The sequence below is a fragment of the Pseudomonas sp. ADAK21 genome, assembly GCF_012935735.1.
GTDB lineage: Bacteria > Pseudomonadota > Gammaproteobacteria > Pseudomonadales > Pseudomonadaceae > Aquipseudomonas > Aquipseudomonas proteolytica.
On record NZ_CP052857.1, the window covers coordinates 1,995,627 to 2,016,222 of the forward strand.

A 20,596-nucleotide genomic window follows, 5' to 3' on the forward strand; every position below is an offset into this window, starting at 1 on the left:
TTTCTCCTAGATGACTGCCGCGCAAATCAGCGTAATGCCGCGGGCTTGAATCTGGTCGCGGGCCTCAAGCGGCAGGCGATCATCGGTAATAAGGGTATGGACGCTGCTCCAGGGCAGTTCCAGGTTGGGGATCTTGCGGCCGATCTTGTCGGATTCGACCATCACCACCACTTCACGGGCGACTTCGGCCATCACTCGGCTCAGGCCCAGCAATTCATTGAAGGTGGTGGTGCCGCGCTGCAGGTCGATGCCGTCAGCGCCGATAAACAGTTGGTCGAAGTCATAGGAACGCAGCACTTGTTCAGCGACCTGACCCTGGAACGAGTCCGAGTGCGGGTCCCAGGTGCCGCCGGTCATCAACAGCACCGGCTCATGCTCCAACTCACTCAGGGCACTGGCCACATGCAGGGAGTTGGTCATCACCACCAGGCCCGGTTGATGACCCAGCTCGGGGATCATCGCGGCGGTGGTGCTGCCGCTGTCGATGATGATCCGTGCATGTTCACGCAGCCGTTTGACCGCCGCCCGGGCGATCGCGCGCTTGTGCACAGAAATGGGCTGGGCAGGATCGCCCACCAGTTCCTGGGGCATGGTAATTGCGCCACCGTAGCGACGCAGCAGCAAGCCGTTGCTTTCCAGCGCGGCGAGGTCCTTGCGGATGGTCACTTCGGAGGTTTCGAAACGCTTGGCCAATTCGTCCACGCTCACTTCACCCTGCTCGTTGAGCAAGGTGAGGATGTTGTGGCGTCTTTGCGGTGTATTTCGTTTCGACATGGTGATGATAAGTTTCGATTCGAAAGATAACGAAGGCAATCAAAACCTATTGGCGAAAGATCGTCAAGCAGAAGAATGAAATTTTATTGAGGCCCCAGATCAAAAGTGTGGGAGCTGGCTTGCCTGCGATAGCGGTGTATCAGTCGATGAAAACGTGACTGAAATATCGCTATCGCAGGCAAGCCAGCTCCCACATTGATGGGTGGTGCCTGAAGGTTGTGGATAACTCAGGTCTTTTTGATTTTGACCGGGCGTTTCCAGCCGTCGATATTGCGTTGGCGGGCGCGGGCTACTGCCAATTGCGACTTATCCACATCCTGGTTGATGGTTGAGCCAGCCGCGGTGTTTGAACCATCGCCAATGGTGACGGGCGCAATCAGTGAATTATTGGAGCCGATAAAGACGTCTTCACCAATCGTCGTCTGGTACTTGTTGGCACCATCGTAATTGCAGGTAATGGCGCCGGCGCCAATGTTGCTGCGGGCCCCGATCACTGCATCGCCAAGGTAGGCCAGGTGCCCTGCCTTCGCATCGTCGCCCATCCGTGCGTTTTTCAGCTCAACAAAGTTACCCACATGGGCCCTGGCGCCCAGCACGCTGCCCGGCCGCAACCGCGCAAATGGCCCAGCATCGCTGCCCTCGCCCATCACCGCACCGTCGATATGGCTGTTAGCCTTGATCACCACGCCTTTGCGCAGGGTGCTGTCCTTGATCACGCAGTTGGGGCCAATCACCACGTCGTCTTCAATGACCACGCGACCTTCAAGGATCACGTTGATATCGATCAGCACGTCACAGCCCACGGTAACCTCACCGCGCACATCGAAACGCGCCGGATCACGCAGTGTCACGCCCTGGGCCATCAAGCGGCGGCCTTCGCGCAGTTGGTAGTGCCGCTCCAGCTCCGCCAGTTGCTTGCGGTCGTTGGCGCCCTGCACTTCCATTGGGTCGTGGGGCTGCTCGGTGGCGACCACCAGGCCATCGCTGACGGCCATCTCGATGACGTCGGTGAGGTAGTACTCGCCCTGGGCGTTGTTGTTCGACAGACGACTCATCCAGTCCGCCAAATGCGCTGCCGGCACCGCGAGAATCCCGGTGTTGCCTTCGGTAATTGCCCGCTGGGCCTCAGTGGCGTCCTTGTGCTCGACGATGGCTGTGACCTTGCCGTCGGCATTGCGCACGATACGGCCGTAACCGGTCGGGTCGTCCAGCTCGACGGTGAGCAACCCCATCTGGCCAGGCACCACGTGTTTGAGCAGGCGCTGCAGGGTTTCAACTTCGATCAGCGGCACGTCACCGTAAAGGATCAGCACAGTGTCAGCCTTGATGAACGGTACGGCTTGCGCCGTGGCATGACCGGTCCCCAATTGCTTGTCCTGCAATACGAAATTCAAGTCGTCGGCGGCCAGACGCTCACGCACCACGTCGGCGCCGTGGCCAATCACCACGTGGATACGCTGTGGCTCCAATTGCCGGGCGCTGTGGATAACATGGCCAAGCATGGAGTTGCCAGCAACCGGGTGCAGTACCTTGGGCAGGGCTGAACGCATGCGAGTGCCCTGGCCTGCGGCGAGAATGACGATTTCAAGAGACATGAATGGCTACCAATCCTGGGCGGTCCGGCTTCAGACCAAAGAAGTGTTTTGCAAAAAAAGAAAAAGGGTAGCCGAGGCTACCCTTTTTAATCAATCGCGCATGAAGCATGACGGCTTGGCCGCTTACTTCTTGCGGATCTGCTGGAGCGTGCGCAGCTGGGCTGCAGCCTCGGCCAGACGTACAGCAGCAGCGCTGTAGTCGAAGTCCGCACCCTTTTCATTCAGGGCCTTCTCGGCAGCCTTGACGGCTTCCTGAGCGGAGGCTTCATCCAGGTCGCCAGCACGTTGCACGGTGTCGGCAAGTACCTTGACCATGTTCGGCTGAACTTCGAGGAAACCACCGGAGATGTAGAACACCTCCCTCTCCCCGCCCTGCTTGGTCAGAGTGATCGGACCTGGCTTCAAGCTGGTGATCAACGGCGTGTGGCCCATGGCAACACCCAGGTCACCCAGTTCGCCGTGTGCAATCACCATTTCTACCAGACCGGAGAAGATTTCCCCTTCCGCGCTGACGATATCGCAATGGACTGTCATAGCCATCTGATTGCCTCAACCTGATGAGCGCCCGTTGCCGGGCGCCTGGATTACAGTTTCTTGGCTTTCTCGATCGCTTCTTCGATGCCGCCGACCATGTAGAACGCTTGTTCTGGCAGGTGGTCGTAGTCACCGTTGAGGATGCCTTTGAAGCCAGCGATGGTGTCTTTCAGGGAAACGTATTTACCCGAAGCACCGGTGAAGACTTCAGCCACGAAGAACGGCTGCGACAAGAAGCGCTGGATCTTACGAGCGCGGGATACCAACTGCTTGTCGGTTTCCGACAGCTCGTCCATACCCAGGATCGCAATGATGTCCTTCAGCTCTTTGTAGCGCTGCAGCACGTACTGAACGCCGCGAGCGGTGTCGTAGTGCTCCTGGCCGATCACGTTCGGGTCCAGCTGGCGCGAAGTCGAGTCGAGTGGATCGACCGCTGGGTAGATACCCAGGGAAGCGATGTCACGGGACAGTACGACGGTGGCGTCCAAGTGGGCGAAGGTGGTCGCTGGCGACGGGTCGGTCAAGTCATCCGCAGGTACGTATACCGCTTGGATCGAAGTGATCGAACCTTCCTTGGTCGAAGTGATACGTTCTTGCAGAACGCCCATCTCTTCAGCCAGGGTCGGCTGGTAACCTACTGCAGAAGGCATACGGCCCAGCAGTGCGGATACTTCAGTACCGGCCAGGGTGTAACGGTAGATGTTGTCGACGAACAGCAGAACGTCGTTACCTTCGTCACGGAACTTCTCGGCCATGGTCAGGCCAGTCAGTGCTACGCGCAGACGGTTACCCGGCGGCTCGTTCATCTGACCGTAGACCAGTGCCACTTTGTCCAGAACGTTGGAGTCCTTCATCTCGTGGTAGAAGTCGTTACCCTCACGAGTACGCTCACCCACACCGGCGAACACGGAATAACCGCTGTGCTCGATGGCGATGTTACGGATCAGTTCCATCATGTTTACGGTTTTGCCTACACCGGCACCACCGAACAGACCGACTTTACCGCCTTTGGCGAACGGGCAAACCAGGTCGATAACCTTGATGCCGGTTTCCAGCAGGTCGTTGCCGCCCGCTTGCTCGGCGAACGAAGGTGCTGGACGGTGAATGCCCCAGCGCTCTTCAGTATCGATCGGGCCAGCTTCGTCAATCGGGTTGCCCAGTACGTCCATGATCCGGCCCAGGGTCGCTTTACCGACCGGTACGGAGATGGCAGCGCCAGTGTCGACAACGTCCAGACCGCGCTTCAAGCCTTCGGTGGAACCCATCGCAATGGTACGAACTACGCCGTCGCCCAGCTGCTGCTGAACTTCGAGAGTCGTTTGCGCGCCTTGTACTTTCAGCGCGTTGTAGATGCTCGGTACGCTGTCGCGTGGGAATTCCACGTCGATAACGGCGCCGATGATTTGAACGATACGTCCGCTACTCATAGCTGGATCCTCTGAATATTTGAACCGTTAAACCGCGGCAGCGCCGCCGACGATTTCCGAGATCTCTTGGGTGATCGCAGCCTGACGCGCCTTGTTGTAGATCAGCTGCAAATCGCTGATCAGATCACCGGCGTTGTCGGTAGCGTTTTTCATCGCGATCATCCGCGCCGCTTGTTCAGCTGCGTTGTTCTCGACCACCGCCTGGTACACCTGCGACTCCACGTAGCGCACCATCAAGCCGTCAAGCAGCTCTTTGGCGTCTGGTTCGTAGAGGTAGTCCCAGTGGTGCTTGAGTTCCTGATCCGGGGTCGCCACCAGTGGAATCAATTGCTCCACGGTTGGCTGCTGGGTCATGGTGTTGATGAACTTGTTGGATACCACGGACAGGCGGTCGATCCGGCCTTCCAGGTACGCATCCAGCATCACCTTCACACTGCCGATCAAGTCATTGATCGACGGCTCTTCACCCAGGTGGCTGATAGCTGCAACGACGTTACCGCCGAAGTTGCGGAAAAAGGCCGCACCCTTGCTACCAACAACACACAGATCAATCTCGACGCCGTTTTCGCGGTTTACCGCCATGTCCTTGACCAGGGCCTTGAACAGGTTGGTATTCAAACCACCGCACAAACCACGGTCACTGCTCACTACCACATAACCCACACGCTTGACGGCGCGTTCGATCATGAATGGGTGGCGGTATTCCGGGTTGGCGTTGGCCAGATGCCCAATTACCTGGCGGATACGCTCCGCATAAGGACGGCTAGCAGACATGCGCATTTGTGCCTTGCGCATTTTGCTGACCGCCACTTTTTCCATGGCGCTGGTAATTTTTTGCGTGCTTTTGATGCTCGCAATCTTACTGCGAATCTCTTTTGCGCCTGCCATGTAACACCTATCAGGTTAGCAAGCGGGAGCCTCACGGCTCCCGCTGCGGCTTACCAGGTTTGGGTGGCCTTGAACTTCTCGATACCGGCTTTCATGCCAGCGTCGATATCGTCATTGAAGTCACCCTTCACGTTGATCTTCGCCATCAATTCGGCGTGATCGCGGTTGAAGTAAGCAATCAGCGCTTGTTCAAAGCTGCCGACCTTGGCGATTTCGACGTCAGTCAGGAACCCACGCTCAGCGGCATACAGCGACAACGCCATGTCAGCGATCGACATTGGGGCGTATTGCTTCTGCTTCATCAGCTCGGTAACGCGCTGACCATGCTCAAGTTGCTTACGGGTCGCTTCGTCCAGGTCAGAAGCGAACTGGGCGAATGCCGCCAGTTCACGGTACTGAGCCAGAGCGGTACGGATACCACCGGAGAGCTTCTTGATGATCTTGGTCTGAGCAGCACCACCCACACGGGATACCGAAACACCGGCGTTCACTGCAGGACGGATGCCCGAGTTGAACATGGCCGATTCCAGGAAGATCTGACCGTCGGTGATGGAAATCACGTTGGTCGGAACGAACGCGGAAACGTCGCCAGCCTGGGTTTCGATGATCGGCAGTGCGGTCAGGGAACCGGTTTTGCCGGTCACTGCGCCGTTGGTGAACTTCTCTACGTACTCTTCGGATACGCGCGATGCGCGCTCCAGCAGACGGGAGTGGAGATAGAACACGTCGCCTGGGTAGGCTTCACGGCCTGGTGGACGGCGCAGCAGCAGGGAAATCTGGCGGTAAGCCACTGCTTGCTTGGACAGATCGTCATAAACGATCAGCGCGTCTTCACCGCGGTCGCGGAAGAATTCACCCATGGTGCAACCGGAGTACGGTGCCAGGAATTGCAGCGCAGGAGATTCCGAAGCACTGGCAGCCACGATGATCGTGTTGGCCAGGGCGCCGTTTTCTTCCAGCTTGCGAACCACGTTGGCGATGGTCGATTGTTTCTGACCGATTGCTACGTAGACGCAGAAAATGCCGCTGTCTTTCTGGTTGATGATCGCGTCGATCGCCAGAGCGGTCTTACCGATCTGACGGTCACCGATGATCAGCTCACGCTGGCCACGGCCGACTGGGATCATGGCATCGACAGCTTTGTAGCCAGTCTGTACAGGCTGGTCTACCGACTTACGCCAGATCACGCCTGGAGCAACTTTCTCGACCGCGTCGGTCTCGGTGTTGCCCAGTGGACCTTTACCGTCAACAGGGTTACCCAGTGCGTCGACAACGCGACCCAGCAGTTCCTTACCAACCGGAACTTCGAGGATGCGGCCTGTGCACTTGGCGCTCATGCCTTCAGCCAGACTGGTGTATGCGCCCAATACAACGGCACCTACGGAGTCTTGCTCCAGGTTGAGGGCCATACCGTAGACGCCGCCCGGAAACTCGATCATCTCGCCGTACATTACGTCGGCCAGACCGTGAATCCGCACGATGCCGTCAGATACGCTGACGACAGTGCCTTCGTTACGGGCTTGGGAGGTCACATCGAGCTTGTCGATGCGGCCCTTGATAATTTCACTTATTTCGGAAGGATTGAGTTGCTGCATTGCTCTGCTGCCCCTTCAAACTCAAGATTTCAATGCTTCGGCAAGATTCGCGAGTTTGCCGCGAATCGAGCCATCGATAACCAGGTCGCCGGCGCGAATGACAACACCCCCAATGAGGGATGGGTCTTCCGCAACTTGCAGGCGCACTTCCCGGTCGAGTCGTGCACTGAGAACCTTGGCGAGTTTGTCTTGCTGTTCTTGGTTCAATGCAAAAGCACTGGTCACTTCAACGTCTACCGACTTCTCTTGCTCGGCCTTGTACAGGTCGAACAGAGCGGCAATCTCCGGCAAAAGCAGGAGACGGTCGTTTTCGGCAATGATGTGGATGAAGTTCTGCACTTTCACATCAAACTTGTCGCCGCACACGTCAATAAACGTGGCGGCCTTGTCTGCGCTCGTCAGTCGCGGGGCCTTGAGCACGCGCTGCATGGTGTCGTCTTGCGACACTGCTGCAGCCAGGCCGAGCATGGCTGACCAAGAGGCCAGCTGCTGGTGGGCCTGGGCGTGCTCGAAGGCTGCCTTAGCGTAAGGTCGGGCCAACGTGGTCAATTCTGCCATGATCGCCCTCGCTTAAATTTCAGCAGCCAGTTTGTTTACCAGCTCCGCGTGCGCGTTTTGATCGATTGTGGCACCCAGGATCTTCTCAGCACCGCCGACGGCCAGAGCACCCAGTTGGGCACGCAGCGCATCTTTGACACCGTTCAATTCCTGTTCGATCTCGGCCTGAGCCTGAACCTTCACACGGTCAGCGTCGATACGGGCTTTTTCAACAGCCTCTTCAACAATCTGGTTACCGCGTTTCTTGGCTTGCTCAATGATTTCAGCTGCCTGAGCCTTCGCTTCGCGCAGTTGCTGACCCGCTTTATCTTGGGCCAACTCCAGGTCGCGAGCTGCTCGTGCGGCAGCGTCCAGTCCATCCGCGATCTTCTTCTGACGTTCGTGCAAAGCCGCGATGACCGGAGGCCATACGAACTTCATGCAGAAAACAACAAAAATCAAGAACGCTAAGGACTGACCAATAATGGTTGCATTAATGTTCACGCCAATACCTCGCTCGTTCGTTGCACAACACACCAATCACTCGAAAAAACGAGTGATTAACCGGCGAGTTGACCAACGAAGGGGTTCGCGAAGGTGAAGAACAGAGCGATACCAACACCGATCATGGTCACGGCGTCGAGCAGGCCGGCAACGATGAACATTTTAACTTGCAGCATTGGAACCATTTCTGGCTGACGCGCTGCGCCTTCCAGGAACTTGCCGCCCAACAGGCCGAAACCAATGGCAGTACCCAGGGCGCCCAGGCCGATCAACAGTGCAACAGCGATAGCGGTTAGACCAACTACAGTTTCCATCTTTCCTCCCGACTTTTACGTCGTATGGTTTAGGTTTTTTAGATTTTAAAGCGGTAAAACAAATCGTTTCATAGCCCTTGGGGGCCACCTTCCCGTTTCACCGGGAAGGACATCAGACTAGTCGAGACTGGTCTTAATGGTTCTCTTCGTGCGCCATCGACAGGTAGACGATGGTCAGCATCATGAAGATAAACGCCTGCAGGGTAATGATCAGGATGTGGAACACAGCCCACGCCCACTGCAGAACAATGCCCAGGCCGCTAAGCCAGAGCAGGCCGCTGCCGAACATCACAGCGATCAGAATGAACACCAGCTCGCCGGCATACATGTTGCCGAACAGTCGCAGAGCCAGGGAAATCGGCTTGGCGATCAGGGTGACGAATTCCAGCAGGAAGTTCACCGGGATCAGCAGGGCTTGAACGAAGATGTTCTTGCTGCCGAACGGGTGCAGGGTCAGTTCGCCGATGAAGCCGCCGATGCCCTTGATCTTGATGCTGTAGAAGATGATCAACGCGAACACCGACAGGGCCATGCCCAGGGTAGCGTTCGGGTCAGTGGTCGATACCGCACGGAATGGGATGTGCGGGTCGCCGCTGATCCACATGGCCACTTGCGGGATCCAGTCCACCGGGATCAGGTCGACGGCGTTCATCAGGAACACCCAGACGAAGATGGTCAGTGCCAGCGGTGCAATCACCGGGCTACGGCCATGGAAGCTGTCTTTCACGCTGCCATCGACGAATTCGACCAATACTTCAACGAAGTTCTGCAAAGCACCTGGCTGACCGGAAGTCGCCTTCTTTGCCGCCATGCGGAAAATCAGGACGAAGATCAGACCCAATGCGACCGACCAGCCCAGAGTATCCAGGTGGAAAGCCCAGAAGCCCATTTCTTTGGCCTCTGCTGCGGAGTGGGCAAAGCCCCAGCCGCCGTTGGGAAGCTGACCGAAGGTCAGGTTCTGCAAGTGGTGCTGGATATAGCCCGAAGCGGTTGTTTCTGCCATGGTTGCCTCAAACGCCCTAAGGTTTCGAAAGTCTTGTTTTCATTAGCAGGGGAGCGAACCAGCTGACCAGTTGGGTCAACACGAAGACGCCGAATACAGCTAGCGGCGCCAATGGCTTCACACCTGCAAAGGTCAGTGCAAACAGCACTGCCGTCAAAATCAGTTTCCCTGCTTCGCCGGCATAAAAAGACCGGACGATAGCCTGGGCTGCTCGGGCGCCGGAAAACCGAAAGGCCCTGTGAGCAAAATACATATTGGGCAGCAAGGCTATCAGGCCTCCGCAGAGTCCTGAATACCCGGCTACGACCCCATGCCAATACCAAAGCGCCAATGCGGCGATCAGCAGAATGACAAATTGGGCCAATAAAACCGGGAAAACGGCCAAGCGATGGAACGGCAACGTGTTTGGCGTGCGGGTTTCCATCACTCTTGCTCCTCAATGGTCGGCGGCCGGAAATCAATAACTTGGCATAATTTGTGCCGACAAAATGCGCGCAGAGTATAGGGGCGGTTCTGCCCCTATTCAACTGCCGGGTAGTGATTTCCGACTGCACGCTACATAAGCAAATGTTTCAGCGGATGTGGGAAAGAACGCCCTGAAGCTCATCGAGGGAGTTATATCCGATAACCAATTGCCCTTTACCCTTCTTACCGTGGCGAATTTGCACCGCAGAGCCCAGCCGCTCGGCCAGGCGCTGCTCAAGGCGCGCAATATCCGGATCAGTTTTGGTGGTTTCAACCGGTGCAGGTTTGCCACTGAGCCACTGGCGAACCAGGGCCTCGGTCTGACGAACGGTGAGACCTCGTGCGACAACGTGTCGCGCCCCTTCAACCTGTTGATTTTCCGGTAAACCGAGCAAAGCACGGGCATGACCCATTTCCAGGTCACCGTGGGACAACATGGTCTTGATCACTTCTGGAAGCGCGATCAGACGCAACAGGTTGGAAACCGTGACACGGGATTTGCCCACCGCATCGGCCACTTCCTGCTGGGTCAGCTTGAATTCCTGCTGCAAGCGCTGCAGGGCAATGGCTTCCTCGATGGGATTGAGGTCTTCGCGCTGGATATTCTCGATCAATGCCATGGCAATGGCAGTTTCATCCGGCACATCGCGCACCATCGCCGGGATGGTTTCCTGGCCGGCCTGCTGACTGGCGCGCCAGCGGCGTTCGCCGGCGATGATCTCAAACCGACCGCCACCAATGGGGCGCACCACAATCGGCTGCATCACGCCCTGGGCCTTGATCGAATTGGCCAGCTCTTCCAGCGCCTGCGGGTCCATGTCCCGGCGCGGCTGGTACTTGCCACGCTGGATCAGGTCCAACGGCAAGTGTTGCAGCTCACGGGAGTCGGCCTGCACCGCCTGTTCTTCCAGCGAAGTGACAGTCGGACCACTCAGCAGTGCATCCAGTCCACGTCCGAGACCTCGTTTCTTGACGGCCATGGGGATTCCTTAAGTTGGCTGGGCTGCAGCGGTGCGTGAGGTGCGGCGTTGGCGACGAACCATCTCGCCGGCCAGCGCCAGGTAGGCAATGGCACCACGGGATGACTTGTCGTACGCCAGCGCGGGCATGCCATAGCTTGGCGCTTCGGCCAGGCGGATGTTCCGTGGGATCACTGTGTCGTAGAGCTGGTCGCCAAAGTGCTCCTTGAGCTGCGCCGACACATCGTTCATCAGGCTCAGGCGCGGGTCATACATGGTCCGCAGCAGGCCTTCGACTTTCAGGTTCGGGTTGAGCAACTCAGCGATGCGCTTGATGTTATCCACAAGGTCGCTCAAGCCTTCGAGGGCGAAGTACTCGCACTGCATGGGGATTATCACCCCATCGGCGGCGACCAACGCGTTGAGCGTCAGCATCGACAGCGACGGCGGGCAGTCGATCAAAATGTAATCGTAATTCTCGCGGATCGGCGCCAGGGCGCTGCGCAGACGGCTTTCTTTCATCTGCATTTCCAGCAGCACCACTTCCGCCGCGGTTAGATCGCGGTTGGCCGGCAGCAGTTGATAACCGCCGTGCTCGGAATAGTGCATGGCCTGGGCCAGGTCGCACTCGCCAATCAGCAAGTCGTAGACCGAGTTTTCCAGGCCGTGTTTATCCACACCGCTACCCATGGTGGCGTTGCCCTGTGGATCGAGATCGATCAACAGCACCCGACGCTTGGTAGCGACCAGGGATGCTGCGAGGTTGATGCAGGTGGTGGTTTTGCCCACGCCACCTTTCTGGTTCGCTATCGCGAATACCTTAGCCATTCTTGCTTGTGTTCCCAATCATGCCGTGCGGCGCAGTATCAGCAGATGGCGTTGGCCTTGGCAACCGGGTACGGCCAAGGCGTGTTCGCTATCGAGGTGGAAGTCTGCCGGCAATGCTAACAGCTCGTCGCTTGGATGAACGCCCTTCATTGCCAGCCAACGGGTGTTCAGGTCGCCCAGGTGGCGCGTCCAGTTGCTGAAGTTCTCCATGCTGCTGAAGGCCCTGGAAACAATTCCATTGAAGGGCTGCTCAGGCGTGAAGGCTTCTACGCGGCTGTGGATAACTTGCAGGTTGTCCAGCTTGAGTTCGAGTTTGACCTGGGTCAGGAAGCGGGTTTTCTTACCGTTGCTGTCCAGACATGTCACTTGCGACTCGGGAAACAGGATGGCCAGCGGGATGCCAGGCATGCCTCCGCCACTGCCGACGTCCAGCCAGCGCCCGTTTTCGATGAATGGCATCACGCTCAAGCTGTCGAGCAAATGCCGCGAGACCATTTCGTCCGGATCGCGCACCGCAGTCAGGTTGTAGGCCTTGTTCCATTTGATCAACAGGGCCAGATAGCCCAACAGCAACTCATGCTGGGCTTCGGTCAGTTCCACGCCCAATTGGCGCGCACCTGTGGATAACTCTTCGGCGTGTTGCGAGGTGACCAACGAACTCAAGCGCTTTGCTCCAACTGACGGCCCGCGCCGCGTTTTTTCAAATGAATCATCAACAGCGAAATGGCTGCCGGGGTGACGCCCGGGATACGGGAAGCCTGGCCCAGGGTCTCGGGACGAGTTATCCCCAGCTTGCTTTGAATCTCTTTCGACAGGCCGGAAATCCCGGTGTAATCGATATCCACAGGCAGCTTGGTATCTTCACTGGCGCGCAGTCGAGCGATCTCGTCCTGCTGACGGTCAATGTAACCGGCATATTTGGTCTTGATTTCGACCTGCTCGGCCACCTGTGGATCTTCTGCGCCGCCGCCAGTGACTTCGACCAGACCAGCGTAGTCGATTTCCGGACGGGACAGCAGGTTCAACAGGTTGTACTCGTGGGTCAGCGGCGTGCCAAATTTTTCGGCAATGGCATCGCCTTGCTCAGTACCCGGACGCACCCAAGTACTTTTCAGGCGCTGCTCTTCCAGTTCGATGCTTTCGCGTTTTTTGCAGAACGCAGCCCAACGCGCGTCATCGACCAGGCCCAGCTCGCGACCTTTTTCGGTCAGGCGCAGGTCGGCGTTGTCTTCGCGCAGGATCAGGCGATATTCGGCCCGGGAAGTGAACATCCGATACGGTTCCTGGGTACCCAGGGTAATCAGGTCGTCAACCAACACCCCGATGTACGCTTCATCGCGACGCGGGCACCAGCTGTCTTTGCCCTGGGCGCGCAATGCCGCATTGGTCCCGGCCAGCAAACCCTGGGCGCCGGCTTCTTCGTAACCGGTGGTGCCGTTGATTTGCCCGGCGAAGAACAGGCCGCCGATCACTTTGGTTTCCAGGCTGTATTTCAAGTCCCGTGGATCGAAGTAGTCGTACTCGATGGCGTAGCCAGGTCGCACGATGTGCGCGTTTTCCATGCCGCGAATCGACTGCACGATCTGGATTTGCACGTCGAACGGCAGGGAAGTGGAAATCCCGTTCGGGTACAACTCGTGGGTAGTCAAACCTTCCGGCTCGATAAAGACCTGGTGGCTTTCCTTGTCGGCAAAGCGGTGGATCTTGTCTTCGATCGACGGGCAATAGCGCGGGCCGATGCCCTCAATCACCCCGGAATACATCGGCGAACGATCAAGGTTGGCCGCGATGATTTCGTGGGTACGCGCATTGGTGTGGGTAATCCAGCAACTCACCTGTTTCGGGTGCTGCTCCTTGGACCCCATGAACGACATCACCGGGATCGGCGTATCCCCGGCTTGCTCGGTCATTACCAAGAAATCCACAGAACGCCCGTCGATACGCGGCGGGGTCCCGGTTTTCAGGCGACCGACACGCAGTGGCAGTTCGCGCAGGCGATGAGCCAGGGCAATGGACGGCGGATCACCGGCACGGCCACCCGAATAGTTCTGCATCCCGATGTGGATAAGTCCACCGAGGAAGGTACCGGTGGTCAGCACCACGGATTCTGCAAAGAAACGCAGGCCCATTTGCGTGACAACGCCGCGAACCTGGTCCTGTTCGACGATCAGGTCGTCAGCAGCTTGCTGAAATATCCACAGGTTGGCCTGGTTTTCCAGGGTTTCGCGTACTGCCGCCTTGTACAGAATGCGGTCGGCTTGTGCTCGAGTAGCACGCACGGCCGGGCCTTTGCGGCTGTTGAGCACACGAAATTGAATACCACCCTTGTCGGTAGCCATGGCCATCACGCCGCCAAGGGCGTCGATTTCCTTGACCAGGTGGCTTTTGCCGATGCCACCAATGGCGGGGTTGCAACTCATGGCACCAAGGGTTTCCACGTTGTGCGTCAGCAACAGGGTTTTGACCCCCATGCGGGCTGACGCCAGTGCTGCCTCGGTACCGGCATGACCGCCGCCGATGACGATCACTTCAAAACGGGAAGGGAAATCCACCACGCACCTCGTGCCTGCTTATGTAGGTAATCAGGAATTGTCTGTTGAAAGAGTTTTGGAGCTATGGCGGCAAGTATAGGGACTTAGCCCTTCCTAAAGAACCCTTTGCACAAAATTTAACCAGCTGTGGATGAATCAGAGGTAATAGAAATTAAAAGAGAGAAATTTATTAAATCTTTGTTTTTATGTTTATTTCTACTGAGCCTACTTTCTGTGGATAGATCTCTATAGGCCTTTATTTACGTACTGTACAGAGATTCAAAAGTCTGTGGTTAGGTGCCAATGAGGCCCTTGGATAAGTGCTTTAAGCCTGTGGATTAAACAGGTGCTTATCCACAGGATGGTTTTTACTCAGGTTTCGAGCCCTGTTATCAACTGGGCACAAGGGCGGTTATTCACAGGGCTTAATCCACAGAAATGTGTCACACACGGCAAATTTCACCCACAGCAAGGCAGCCTCGGGGGAGGTAAATTTGAGGAAATGCGAAGGTGTGCCCTGAAACGGACGAAACAGACAGGCACCAATTGCCTGTCTGTGAACAGCGAAGGGTTATTTACCGATGCAGAAGCTGGAAAAGATCCTGCCGAGCAGATCATCAGAGCTGAACGCCCCGGTAATTTCCCCCAGCAGTTGCTGGGCCTGCCGTAAGTCTTCGGCCAGCAGCTCTCCCGCGCCCGCCAGCGTCAGCTGTGCTCTGCCGTGCTCAAGGGCGGCGCTGGCATGGCGTAGGGCCTCAAGGTGCCTGCGACGAGCACTGAAGCTGCTCTCCGAGGTCTGTTCATAACCCATGCACGCCTTGAGATGATCGCGTAGCAGTTCCAGGCCATCGCCGGCAGACTTGGCGCTGAGGCTGATCGTGACATGGCCATCGTCGCTGACTTCCAGGGCAATGGCTTCCCCCGTCAGGTCGGCTTTGTTGCGAATCAGCGTGACTTTGGCCGGGTCCGGCCGTTGTTCAAGGAATTCGGGCCACAGGGCAAAAGGATCCACAGCCTCAGGTGCTGTGGCATCCACCACCAACAGCACCCGATCTGCTTCACCGATGGCCTTGAGCGCCCGTTCCACACCGATTTTTTCCACCTGGTCATCGGTATCACGCAAACCGGCGGTATCGACCACGTGCAGCGGCATGCCATCGATATGAATGTGTTCGCGCAGGATATCCCGGGTGGTACCAGCAATCTCGGTGACGATGGCCGCTTCACGACCCGCAAGAGCGTTGAGCAAACTCGACTTGCCGGCGTTGGGCCGGCCAGCAATCACCACTGTCATACCGTCGCGCAGCAATGCGCCCTGTCCGGCTTCCTTCAGTACTGTGGATAACTCATCGCGGACCTTATCGAGCATGGCCAGGACATGACCATCGGCGAGAAAGTCGATTTCTTCTTCCGGGAAATCAATGGCTGCCTCGACATAGATGCGCAAACTGATCAGTTGCTCGGTGAGGTTATGCACGCGCAGGGAAAACGCCCCCTGCAACGAGCGCAAGGCATTGCGTGCGGCCTGTGCAGAACTGGCCTCGATCAGGTCGGCGATGGCCTCGGCCTGGGCCAGGTCGAGCTTGTCATTGAGGAACGCACGCTCGCTGAATTCACCCGGCCGGGCCAGGCGGCAGCCCAATTGCAGACAGCGCTGCAGCAGCATGTCCAGCACCACAGGACCGCCATGGCCCTGCAGTTCCAGCACATCTTCGCCGGTGAACGAGTTAGGCCCGGGAAAATACAGGGCCAGGCCTTCATCCAGCACCTCGAGGTCTTCAGCAAAAAAGGGCCCGTAATGCGCATACCGGGGCTTCAGCTCGCGCCCGCTGATAGCCTTGGCGGCAATGCCGGCCAGCGGTCCGGAAATTCGAACGATACCGACACCGCCCCGGCCCTGGGCGGTGGCGACGGCAGCGATGGTTTCACGAGGAGCGCTCATCAGCGGTTTCCCAGACAAAAGTGACAGAATGCAAAACGCCCCACGAGGGGGCGTCTTGAGTGGTTATCCACAGAGTAAGTTACGCCTCGGCTTTTTTGGCAGCCGCTTCGATCTTACGTGTGATGTACCACTGTTGAGAGATCGACAACACGTTGTTGACCACCCAGTACAGGACCAGACCAGCCGGGAACCACAGGAAGAAGAAGGTGAAGATGATTGGCATCATTTTCATCACCTTGGCCTGCATCGGATCCGGAGGAGTCGGGTTCAGACGCTGCTGGATGAACATGGTAGCGCCCATGATGATCGGCAGGATAAAGAACGGGTCTTTGATCGACAAGTCAGTTATCCACAGCATGAACGGCGCCTGGCGCATTTCCACGCTTTCCAGGAGCACCCAGTACAGCGACAGGAACACCGGCATCTGTACAAGAATCGGCAAGCATCCACCCAACGGGTTGATCTTCTCTTTCTTGTACAGCTCCATCATGGCTTGCGACATCTTCTGCCGGTCATCGCCATGTTGCTCTTTCAGTGCAGCCAGTTTCGGTGCAACCGCACGCATACGGGCCATCGATTTGTAGCTGGCAGCCGACAGCGGGAAGAAAATCCCTTTGATCAGCATGGTCAGGAAGATGATCGACCAGCCCCAGTTACCGACGATGCTGTGGATATGTTGCAGCAACCAGAAGATTGGCTGGGCAATGAACCACAGGATGCCGTAATCCACAGTCAGTTCCAGACCTGGGGATAACTCCTTGAGTACCGCCTGGCTTTTCGGGCCGGCATACAAGGTGGCACTGGTTTCAGCCTTGGCGCCTGGTGCAACGGTCAACGCCGGGCCAGTGAAACCAATGATGTAGTTGCCCTGGTTGTCCTTGCGGGTCTGAACCAGATTGGCTTCACCCTTGTTCGGGATCCACGCGGTTACAAAGTAGTGTTGCAGCCAGGCTACCCAACCACCTTGCACCGTTTCTTTCAGCGCGGCCTTGTCGATATCTTTCATCGACACTTTTTTGTACGGCTCGTTACTTGTCCACAGGGCAGCGCCCAGATAAGTCGCGGTGCCAGTGGCAGTGCTGGAAGACGGATCGGAGCTGCCGTCACGCTTGAGCTGGGCAAACAGGTTGCCAGTCCAGGCTTTTTCGCTGGTGTTGTCGATCAGGTAGGTGACTTTCAGATCGTACAAACCGCGAGTGAAGCTGAAACGCTTGATGTAATTGACGCCGTCGTGACTGAATTTCAGGTCGACGTTCAACTGGTTTTGGCCATCAGCCAGTTGATAAGTCTTCTGTTCGGTCGAATAAACCGGACGACCGGTAGCACGAGCATCAGGACCATCAGTGCCAGTCAGGCCGCTTTGCGCCAGATAAACACGCTCGCCACCGTTATCGAACAACTGGAATGGAACATCCGGGTGGTCTTGGCGACGTGGATACAGTGGCAATTTCAGCTGGGCAATATCGCCGCCCTGTGGATCGATCGCCAGGTCCAGTACATCCGTTTTGACGTGGATGAGGTCTTTATTGGTGATGACCGCGTTGTCTACAGGGGTGCTGGTATCGGCATTCGCGCTGGGTACATCGGCACTGGCGGAAGCATTGTTACCCAACGGTGCATCTGCAATAGCAGGAGCAGACTGATTGGTAGCAACATTCTGAGTCGGCAGGGCAGCCTGGCCATAGTCCTGGTTCCATTTCAGAACCATAACGTAGGACACGATTGCCAGGGCGACGATCAGGATCGTGCGTTTAATATCCATGATTACTCGGCCATCGAAGAAGAACGGGAGGTAGGGATAGGCGGAACCGGGTCATAACCACCGGGATTCCACGGATGACAGCGACCTAAACGACGAAAGGTCAGCCAGCCACCGCGCAGAAGGCCATGATTTTCTATGGCTTCATACGCGTAGCAGGAACAACTGGGGTAGAAACGACAGTGGCTGGCCATCAGCGGACTGATGGCATAACGGTAAAACTGGATCGGAACGAGGGCCAGTTTACGCATCAGTGCTGTCTACCCCTACAGTTTCGGGGCTGACTGCTGGGGTCGGCTTGCTGGTGCGAGCCAAACGTTTCCAGAGCTTGCCGAAATGCTGAATCAATTCGGGGTTTTCTACGTCCCCCAAGCCTTTGCGCGCGACGATAACAATATCCCAACCAACCAGAGTGTCCTGGTGGAGGCGAAACGATTCGCGCATCAGACGCTTGAGGCGATTGCGCTCAACGGAGAGCTTTACGCTCTTCTTGCCGATCACCAACCCGAGACGGGGGTGATCCAGATCGTTGTTACGCGCAAGGAGCAGGAGATTTTTCCCCGGAACCTTGCCGGTGGGGGAGTCAAAGACTGCCTTGAAGTGCCGGGGGGTTAGCAGACGCTTTTCCCGACTGAAGTCCTGACTCACCACCAGTACCGGATTATCAAACTGCCAGACGCGCACGACCTTTGGCGCGGCGACGCGACAGGACAGCACGGCCGTTCTTGGTAGCCATGCGAGCACGGAAACCGTGAGTACGGGCGCGTTTGATGGTGCTTGGTTGGAAAGTACGTTTCATGGCGTGTTACCTGGTTCGTCCACAACGGGCCGGAATGGCCCCCGTTTTAAGAGACCGGGGATTCTAGAGAAAGCAAGCCTCTAGGTCAATTTCCAACCAGCTATTCCTTCAATTAGATATCTGCAGGCCCTGGGACCGATTCCATGAGGTTCGGCTTTCACGAGCAATGCCATAGATATAAAAATAAAGAAGGAAGTTATTTAAAGCTTTTCTGTAAAGCTTATAAAAGCTAGGGAGCCGATCATCTGTGGATAACTGGCTTGAGACCATATTCCACGTGCTGTACAGAGGATGACAACACGGGGGAGAAGCAGTGCTCTGCCTGTGCTGCGCTGTCGGATAAGCTGTGTGTGGAATGGCTACTTATCCACAGGCCAGTTACCCACAGACTTTCGACCCCACTTGTACAACGAGCTTAGGGGCGCTTATCCACAGAGCTTATGCACAGACCATTTGTCGCCTTTTTTACGGTTAAGGCATTGATTCTTGGCGGCCTGTGAGCAACCTACATGTGGATAAGTGGCCCGCTCGCCGCTACAATGGCGGCTGTTTTTGCCTCACCGGCTTTCAACTTAGGGGATATCCGTGTCAGTGGAACTTTGGCAGCAGTGCGTGGAGCTTTTGCGCGATGAGCTGCCTGCCCAGCAATTCAACACCTGGATCCGTCCACTACAGGTCGAAGCCGAAGGCGACGAGTTGCGTGTCTACGCACCCAATCGTTTTGTTCTCGACTGGGTCAACGAGAAGTACCTGAGCCGCGTTCTCGAATTGTTCGACGAACATGGCAATGGGATGGCTCCTGCGCTCTCCTTATTAATAGGCAGCAAACGCAGCTCCGTACCTCGCGCCGCCCCCAACGCGCCGCTTGCCGCCGCTGCGTCGCAAGCCCAGGCTGCCTCTGCCCCGGTCAATCATGCGCCGGCGCCCGCTGCGTCTATGCCGACGAAATCCGCCGCGCAGAAAAACGCGCCAGTCAGCGAAGAGCCCTCCCGCGACAGTTTCGACCCGATGGCAGGAGCCAGCTCCCAGCAGGCGCCGGTACGTGCCGAACAGCGCACGGTCCAGGTCGAGGGTGCGCTCAAGCACACCAGTTACCTGAACCGCACCTTTACCTTTGAAAACTTCGTCGAAGGTAAATCCAACCAGCTGGCCCGCGCTGCGGCCTGGCAGGTAGCTGACAACCCCAAGCATGGTTACAACCCACTCTTCCTTTACGGCGGCGTTGGCTTGGGTAAGACGCACTTGATGCACGCTGTGGGTAACCACCTATTAAAGAAGAACCCGAATGCCAAGGTCGTGTACCTGCACTCGGAGCGCTTCGTGGCCGACATGGTCAAGGCGTTGCAACTCAATGCGATCAACGAATTCAAACGCTTCTATCGCTCCGTCGATGCGCTGCTGATCGATGACATTCAATTCTTCGCGCGCAAGGAACGTTCCCAGGAAGAGTTTTTCCACACGTTCAACGCCCTGCTTGAAGGTGGCCAGCAGGTCATCCTCACCAGCGATCGCTACCCCAAGGAAATCGAGGGCCTGGAAGAGCGTCTCAAATCGCGCTTCGGTTGGGGCCTGACCGTTGCGGTAGAGCCGCCGGAACTGGAAACCCGGGTCGCGATCCTGATGAAAAAGGCCGACCAGGCGAAAGTCGATCTGCCTCACGACGCGGCATTCTTCATCGCCCAGCGCATCCGCTCCAACGTGCGTGAGCTCGAAGGCGCGCTCAAGCGCGTCATCGCTCACTCGCACTTCATGGGCCGCGATATCACCATCGAGCTGATTCGCGAATCCCTCAAAGACCTGCTGGCGTTGCAAGACAAACTGGTGAGTGTGGATAACATTCAGCGCACTGTGGCCGAGTACTACAAGATCAAGATTTCCGACCTGCTGTCCAAGCGCCGCTCGCGCTCGGTAGCGCGTCCGCGTCAGGTGGCCATGGCGCTCTCCAAGGAGTTGACCAACCACAGCCTGCCGGAAATCGGCGATGTATTTGGTGGCCGCGACCACACCACGGTCTTGCACGCGTGCCGCAAGATCAACGAGCTTAAGGAATCCGACGCGGATATTCGCGAGGACTACAAGAACCTGCTGCGTACACTGACAACTTGATGAACACCAGCGCAGCTTATTAAGGCAAGGGACTAG

General features: G+C 57.0%; 21 protein-coding genes. 1 reads left to right on the plus strand and 20 read right to left on the minus strand.

The genetic code is table 11. From position 1 onward, the window contains the following. Positions 1-6: 6 nt before the first annotated feature. From HKK57_RS09195 to rpmH, 20 genes are all read right to left on the minus strand, one after another. A complete protein-coding gene (locus tag HKK57_RS09195; RefSeq protein ID WP_029290123.1) occupies positions 7-774 on the minus strand; it encodes a DeoR/GlpR family DNA-binding transcription regulator in 768 nt (255 codons plus the stop codon). 227 nt (positions 775-1,001) lie between these two features. Next, entirely contained in the window at positions 1,002-2,369 is a 1,368-nt protein-coding gene (glmU, locus tag HKK57_RS09200; RefSeq protein ID WP_169390055.1) for a bifunctional UDP-N-acetylglucosamine diphosphorylase/glucosamine-1-phosphate N-acetyltransferase GlmU, read from the minus strand. Between the two features lie 123 nt (positions 2,370-2,492). Next, on the minus strand, positions 2,493-2,909 hold the full coding sequence (locus tag HKK57_RS09205; protein ID WP_169390056.1) for a F0F1 ATP synthase subunit epsilon: 417 nt from the start codon (positions 2,907-2,909) through the stop codon (positions 2,493-2,495). Positions 2,910-2,953: 44 nt separating this feature from the next. Next, the gene (gene atpD / locus HKK57_RS09210) at positions 2,954-4,330 is read right to left on the minus strand and encodes a F0F1 ATP synthase subunit beta (RefSeq protein ID WP_029290131.1); all 1,377 of its coding nucleotides are present in this window, start codon (positions 4,328-4,330) and stop codon (positions 2,954-2,956) included. 27 nt (positions 4,331-4,357) lie between these two features. Continuing rightward, entirely contained in the window at positions 4,358-5,218 is an 861-nt protein-coding gene (atpG, locus tag HKK57_RS09215; RefSeq protein WP_029290134.1) for a F0F1 ATP synthase subunit gamma, read from the minus strand. 50 nt (positions 5,219-5,268) lie between these two features. Next, positions 5,269-6,813 (minus strand): F0F1 ATP synthase subunit alpha, encoded by a 1,545-nt coding sequence (atpA, locus tag HKK57_RS09220; protein ID WP_003195831.1) that lies wholly within the window; start codon positions 6,811-6,813, stop codon positions 5,269-5,271. 21 nt (positions 6,814-6,834) lie between these two features. Further along, the gene (locus HKK57_RS09225; protein ID WP_029290139.1) at positions 6,835-7,371 is read right to left on the minus strand and encodes a F0F1 ATP synthase subunit delta; all 537 of its coding nucleotides are present in this window, start codon (positions 7,369-7,371) and stop codon (positions 6,835-6,837) included. Positions 7,372-7,383: 12 nt separating this feature from the next. Further along, on the minus strand, positions 7,384-7,854 hold the full coding sequence (locus HKK57_RS09230) for a F0F1 ATP synthase subunit B (protein WP_008439543.1): 471 nt from the start codon (positions 7,852-7,854) through the stop codon (positions 7,384-7,386). A 56-nt stretch (positions 7,855-7,910) separates the two neighbouring features. After that, positions 7,911-8,168, minus strand: coding sequence for a F0F1 ATP synthase subunit C (gene atpE, locus HKK57_RS09235; RefSeq protein ID WP_002555987.1), 258 nt, complete (start codon positions 8,166-8,168; stop codon positions 7,911-7,913). Positions 8,169-8,301: 133 nt separating this feature from the next. After that, complete coding sequence (gene atpB, locus HKK57_RS09240; protein WP_029290172.1) at positions 8,302-9,171, minus strand: F0F1 ATP synthase subunit A; 870 nt, start codon at positions 9,169-9,171, stop codon at positions 8,302-8,304. 16 nt (positions 9,172-9,187) lie between these two features. Further along, positions 9,188-9,595: a F0F1 ATP synthase subunit I gene (locus HKK57_RS09245; protein ID WP_010565865.1), complete on the minus strand. Its 408-nt coding sequence runs from the start codon at positions 9,593-9,595 to the stop codon at positions 9,188-9,190. A gap of 148 nt (positions 9,596-9,743) precedes the next feature. Beyond that, complete coding sequence (locus HKK57_RS09250) at positions 9,744-10,616, minus strand: ParB/RepB/Spo0J family partition protein (RefSeq protein ID WP_169390057.1); 873 nt, start codon at positions 10,614-10,616, stop codon at positions 9,744-9,746. A gap of 9 nt (positions 10,617-10,625) precedes the next feature. Beyond that, positions 10,626-11,423, minus strand: coding sequence for a ParA family protein (locus HKK57_RS09255; protein ID WP_169390058.1), 798 nt, complete (start codon positions 11,421-11,423; stop codon positions 10,626-10,628). A gap of 18 nt (positions 11,424-11,441) precedes the next feature. Then, on the minus strand, positions 11,442-12,086 hold the full coding sequence (gene rsmG, locus HKK57_RS09260) for a 16S rRNA (guanine(527)-N(7))-methyltransferase RsmG (RefSeq protein ID WP_029290181.1): 645 nt from the start codon (positions 12,084-12,086) through the stop codon (positions 11,442-11,444). Beyond that, positions 12,083-13,975 carry a tRNA uridine-5-carboxymethylaminomethyl(34) synthesis enzyme MnmG gene (gene mnmG / locus HKK57_RS09265; RefSeq protein ID WP_169390059.1) on the minus strand — a complete coding sequence of 631 codons (1,893 nt, stop codon included), beginning with the start codon at positions 13,973-13,975 and terminating at the stop codon, positions 12,083-12,085. The genes rsmG and mnmG overlap by 4 nt, the downstream gene beginning before the upstream one ends. Positions 13,976-14,525: 550 nt before the next feature. Beyond that, positions 14,526-15,896, minus strand: coding sequence for a tRNA uridine-5-carboxymethylaminomethyl(34) synthesis GTPase MnmE (mnmE, locus tag HKK57_RS09270; RefSeq protein ID WP_070996612.1), 1,371 nt, complete (start codon positions 15,894-15,896; stop codon positions 14,526-14,528). A 79-nt stretch (positions 15,897-15,975) separates the two neighbouring features. After that, complete coding sequence (yidC, locus tag HKK57_RS09275) at positions 15,976-17,658, minus strand: membrane protein insertase YidC (protein WP_029290187.1); 1,683 nt, start codon at positions 17,656-17,658, stop codon at positions 15,976-15,978. 2 nt (positions 17,659-17,660) lie between these two features. Beyond that, positions 17,661-17,906: a membrane protein insertion efficiency factor YidD gene (gene yidD, locus HKK57_RS09280; protein WP_010465488.1), complete on the minus strand. Its 246-nt coding sequence runs from the start codon at positions 17,904-17,906 to the stop codon at positions 17,661-17,663. Continuing rightward, a complete protein-coding gene (gene rnpA, locus HKK57_RS09285; protein ID WP_029290189.1) occupies positions 17,899-18,303 on the minus strand; it encodes a ribonuclease P protein component in 405 nt (134 codons plus the stop codon). Before rnpA ends, yidD begins: the two co-directional genes overlap by 8 nt. A gap of 16 nt (positions 18,304-18,319) precedes the next feature. After that, complete coding sequence (gene rpmH / locus HKK57_RS09290) at positions 18,320-18,454, minus strand: 50S ribosomal protein L34 (RefSeq protein WP_003213577.1); 135 nt, start codon at positions 18,452-18,454, stop codon at positions 18,320-18,322. A gap of 585 nt (positions 18,455-19,039) precedes the next feature. On the opposite strand from rpmH, the gene dnaA reads away from it, so the two are divergent. Further along, on the plus strand, positions 19,040-20,560 hold the full coding sequence (gene dnaA, locus HKK57_RS09295; RefSeq protein ID WP_029290191.1) for a chromosomal replication initiator protein DnaA: 1,521 nt from the start codon (positions 19,040-19,042) through the stop codon (positions 20,558-20,560). Positions 20,561-20,596 lie beyond the last annotated feature (36 nt).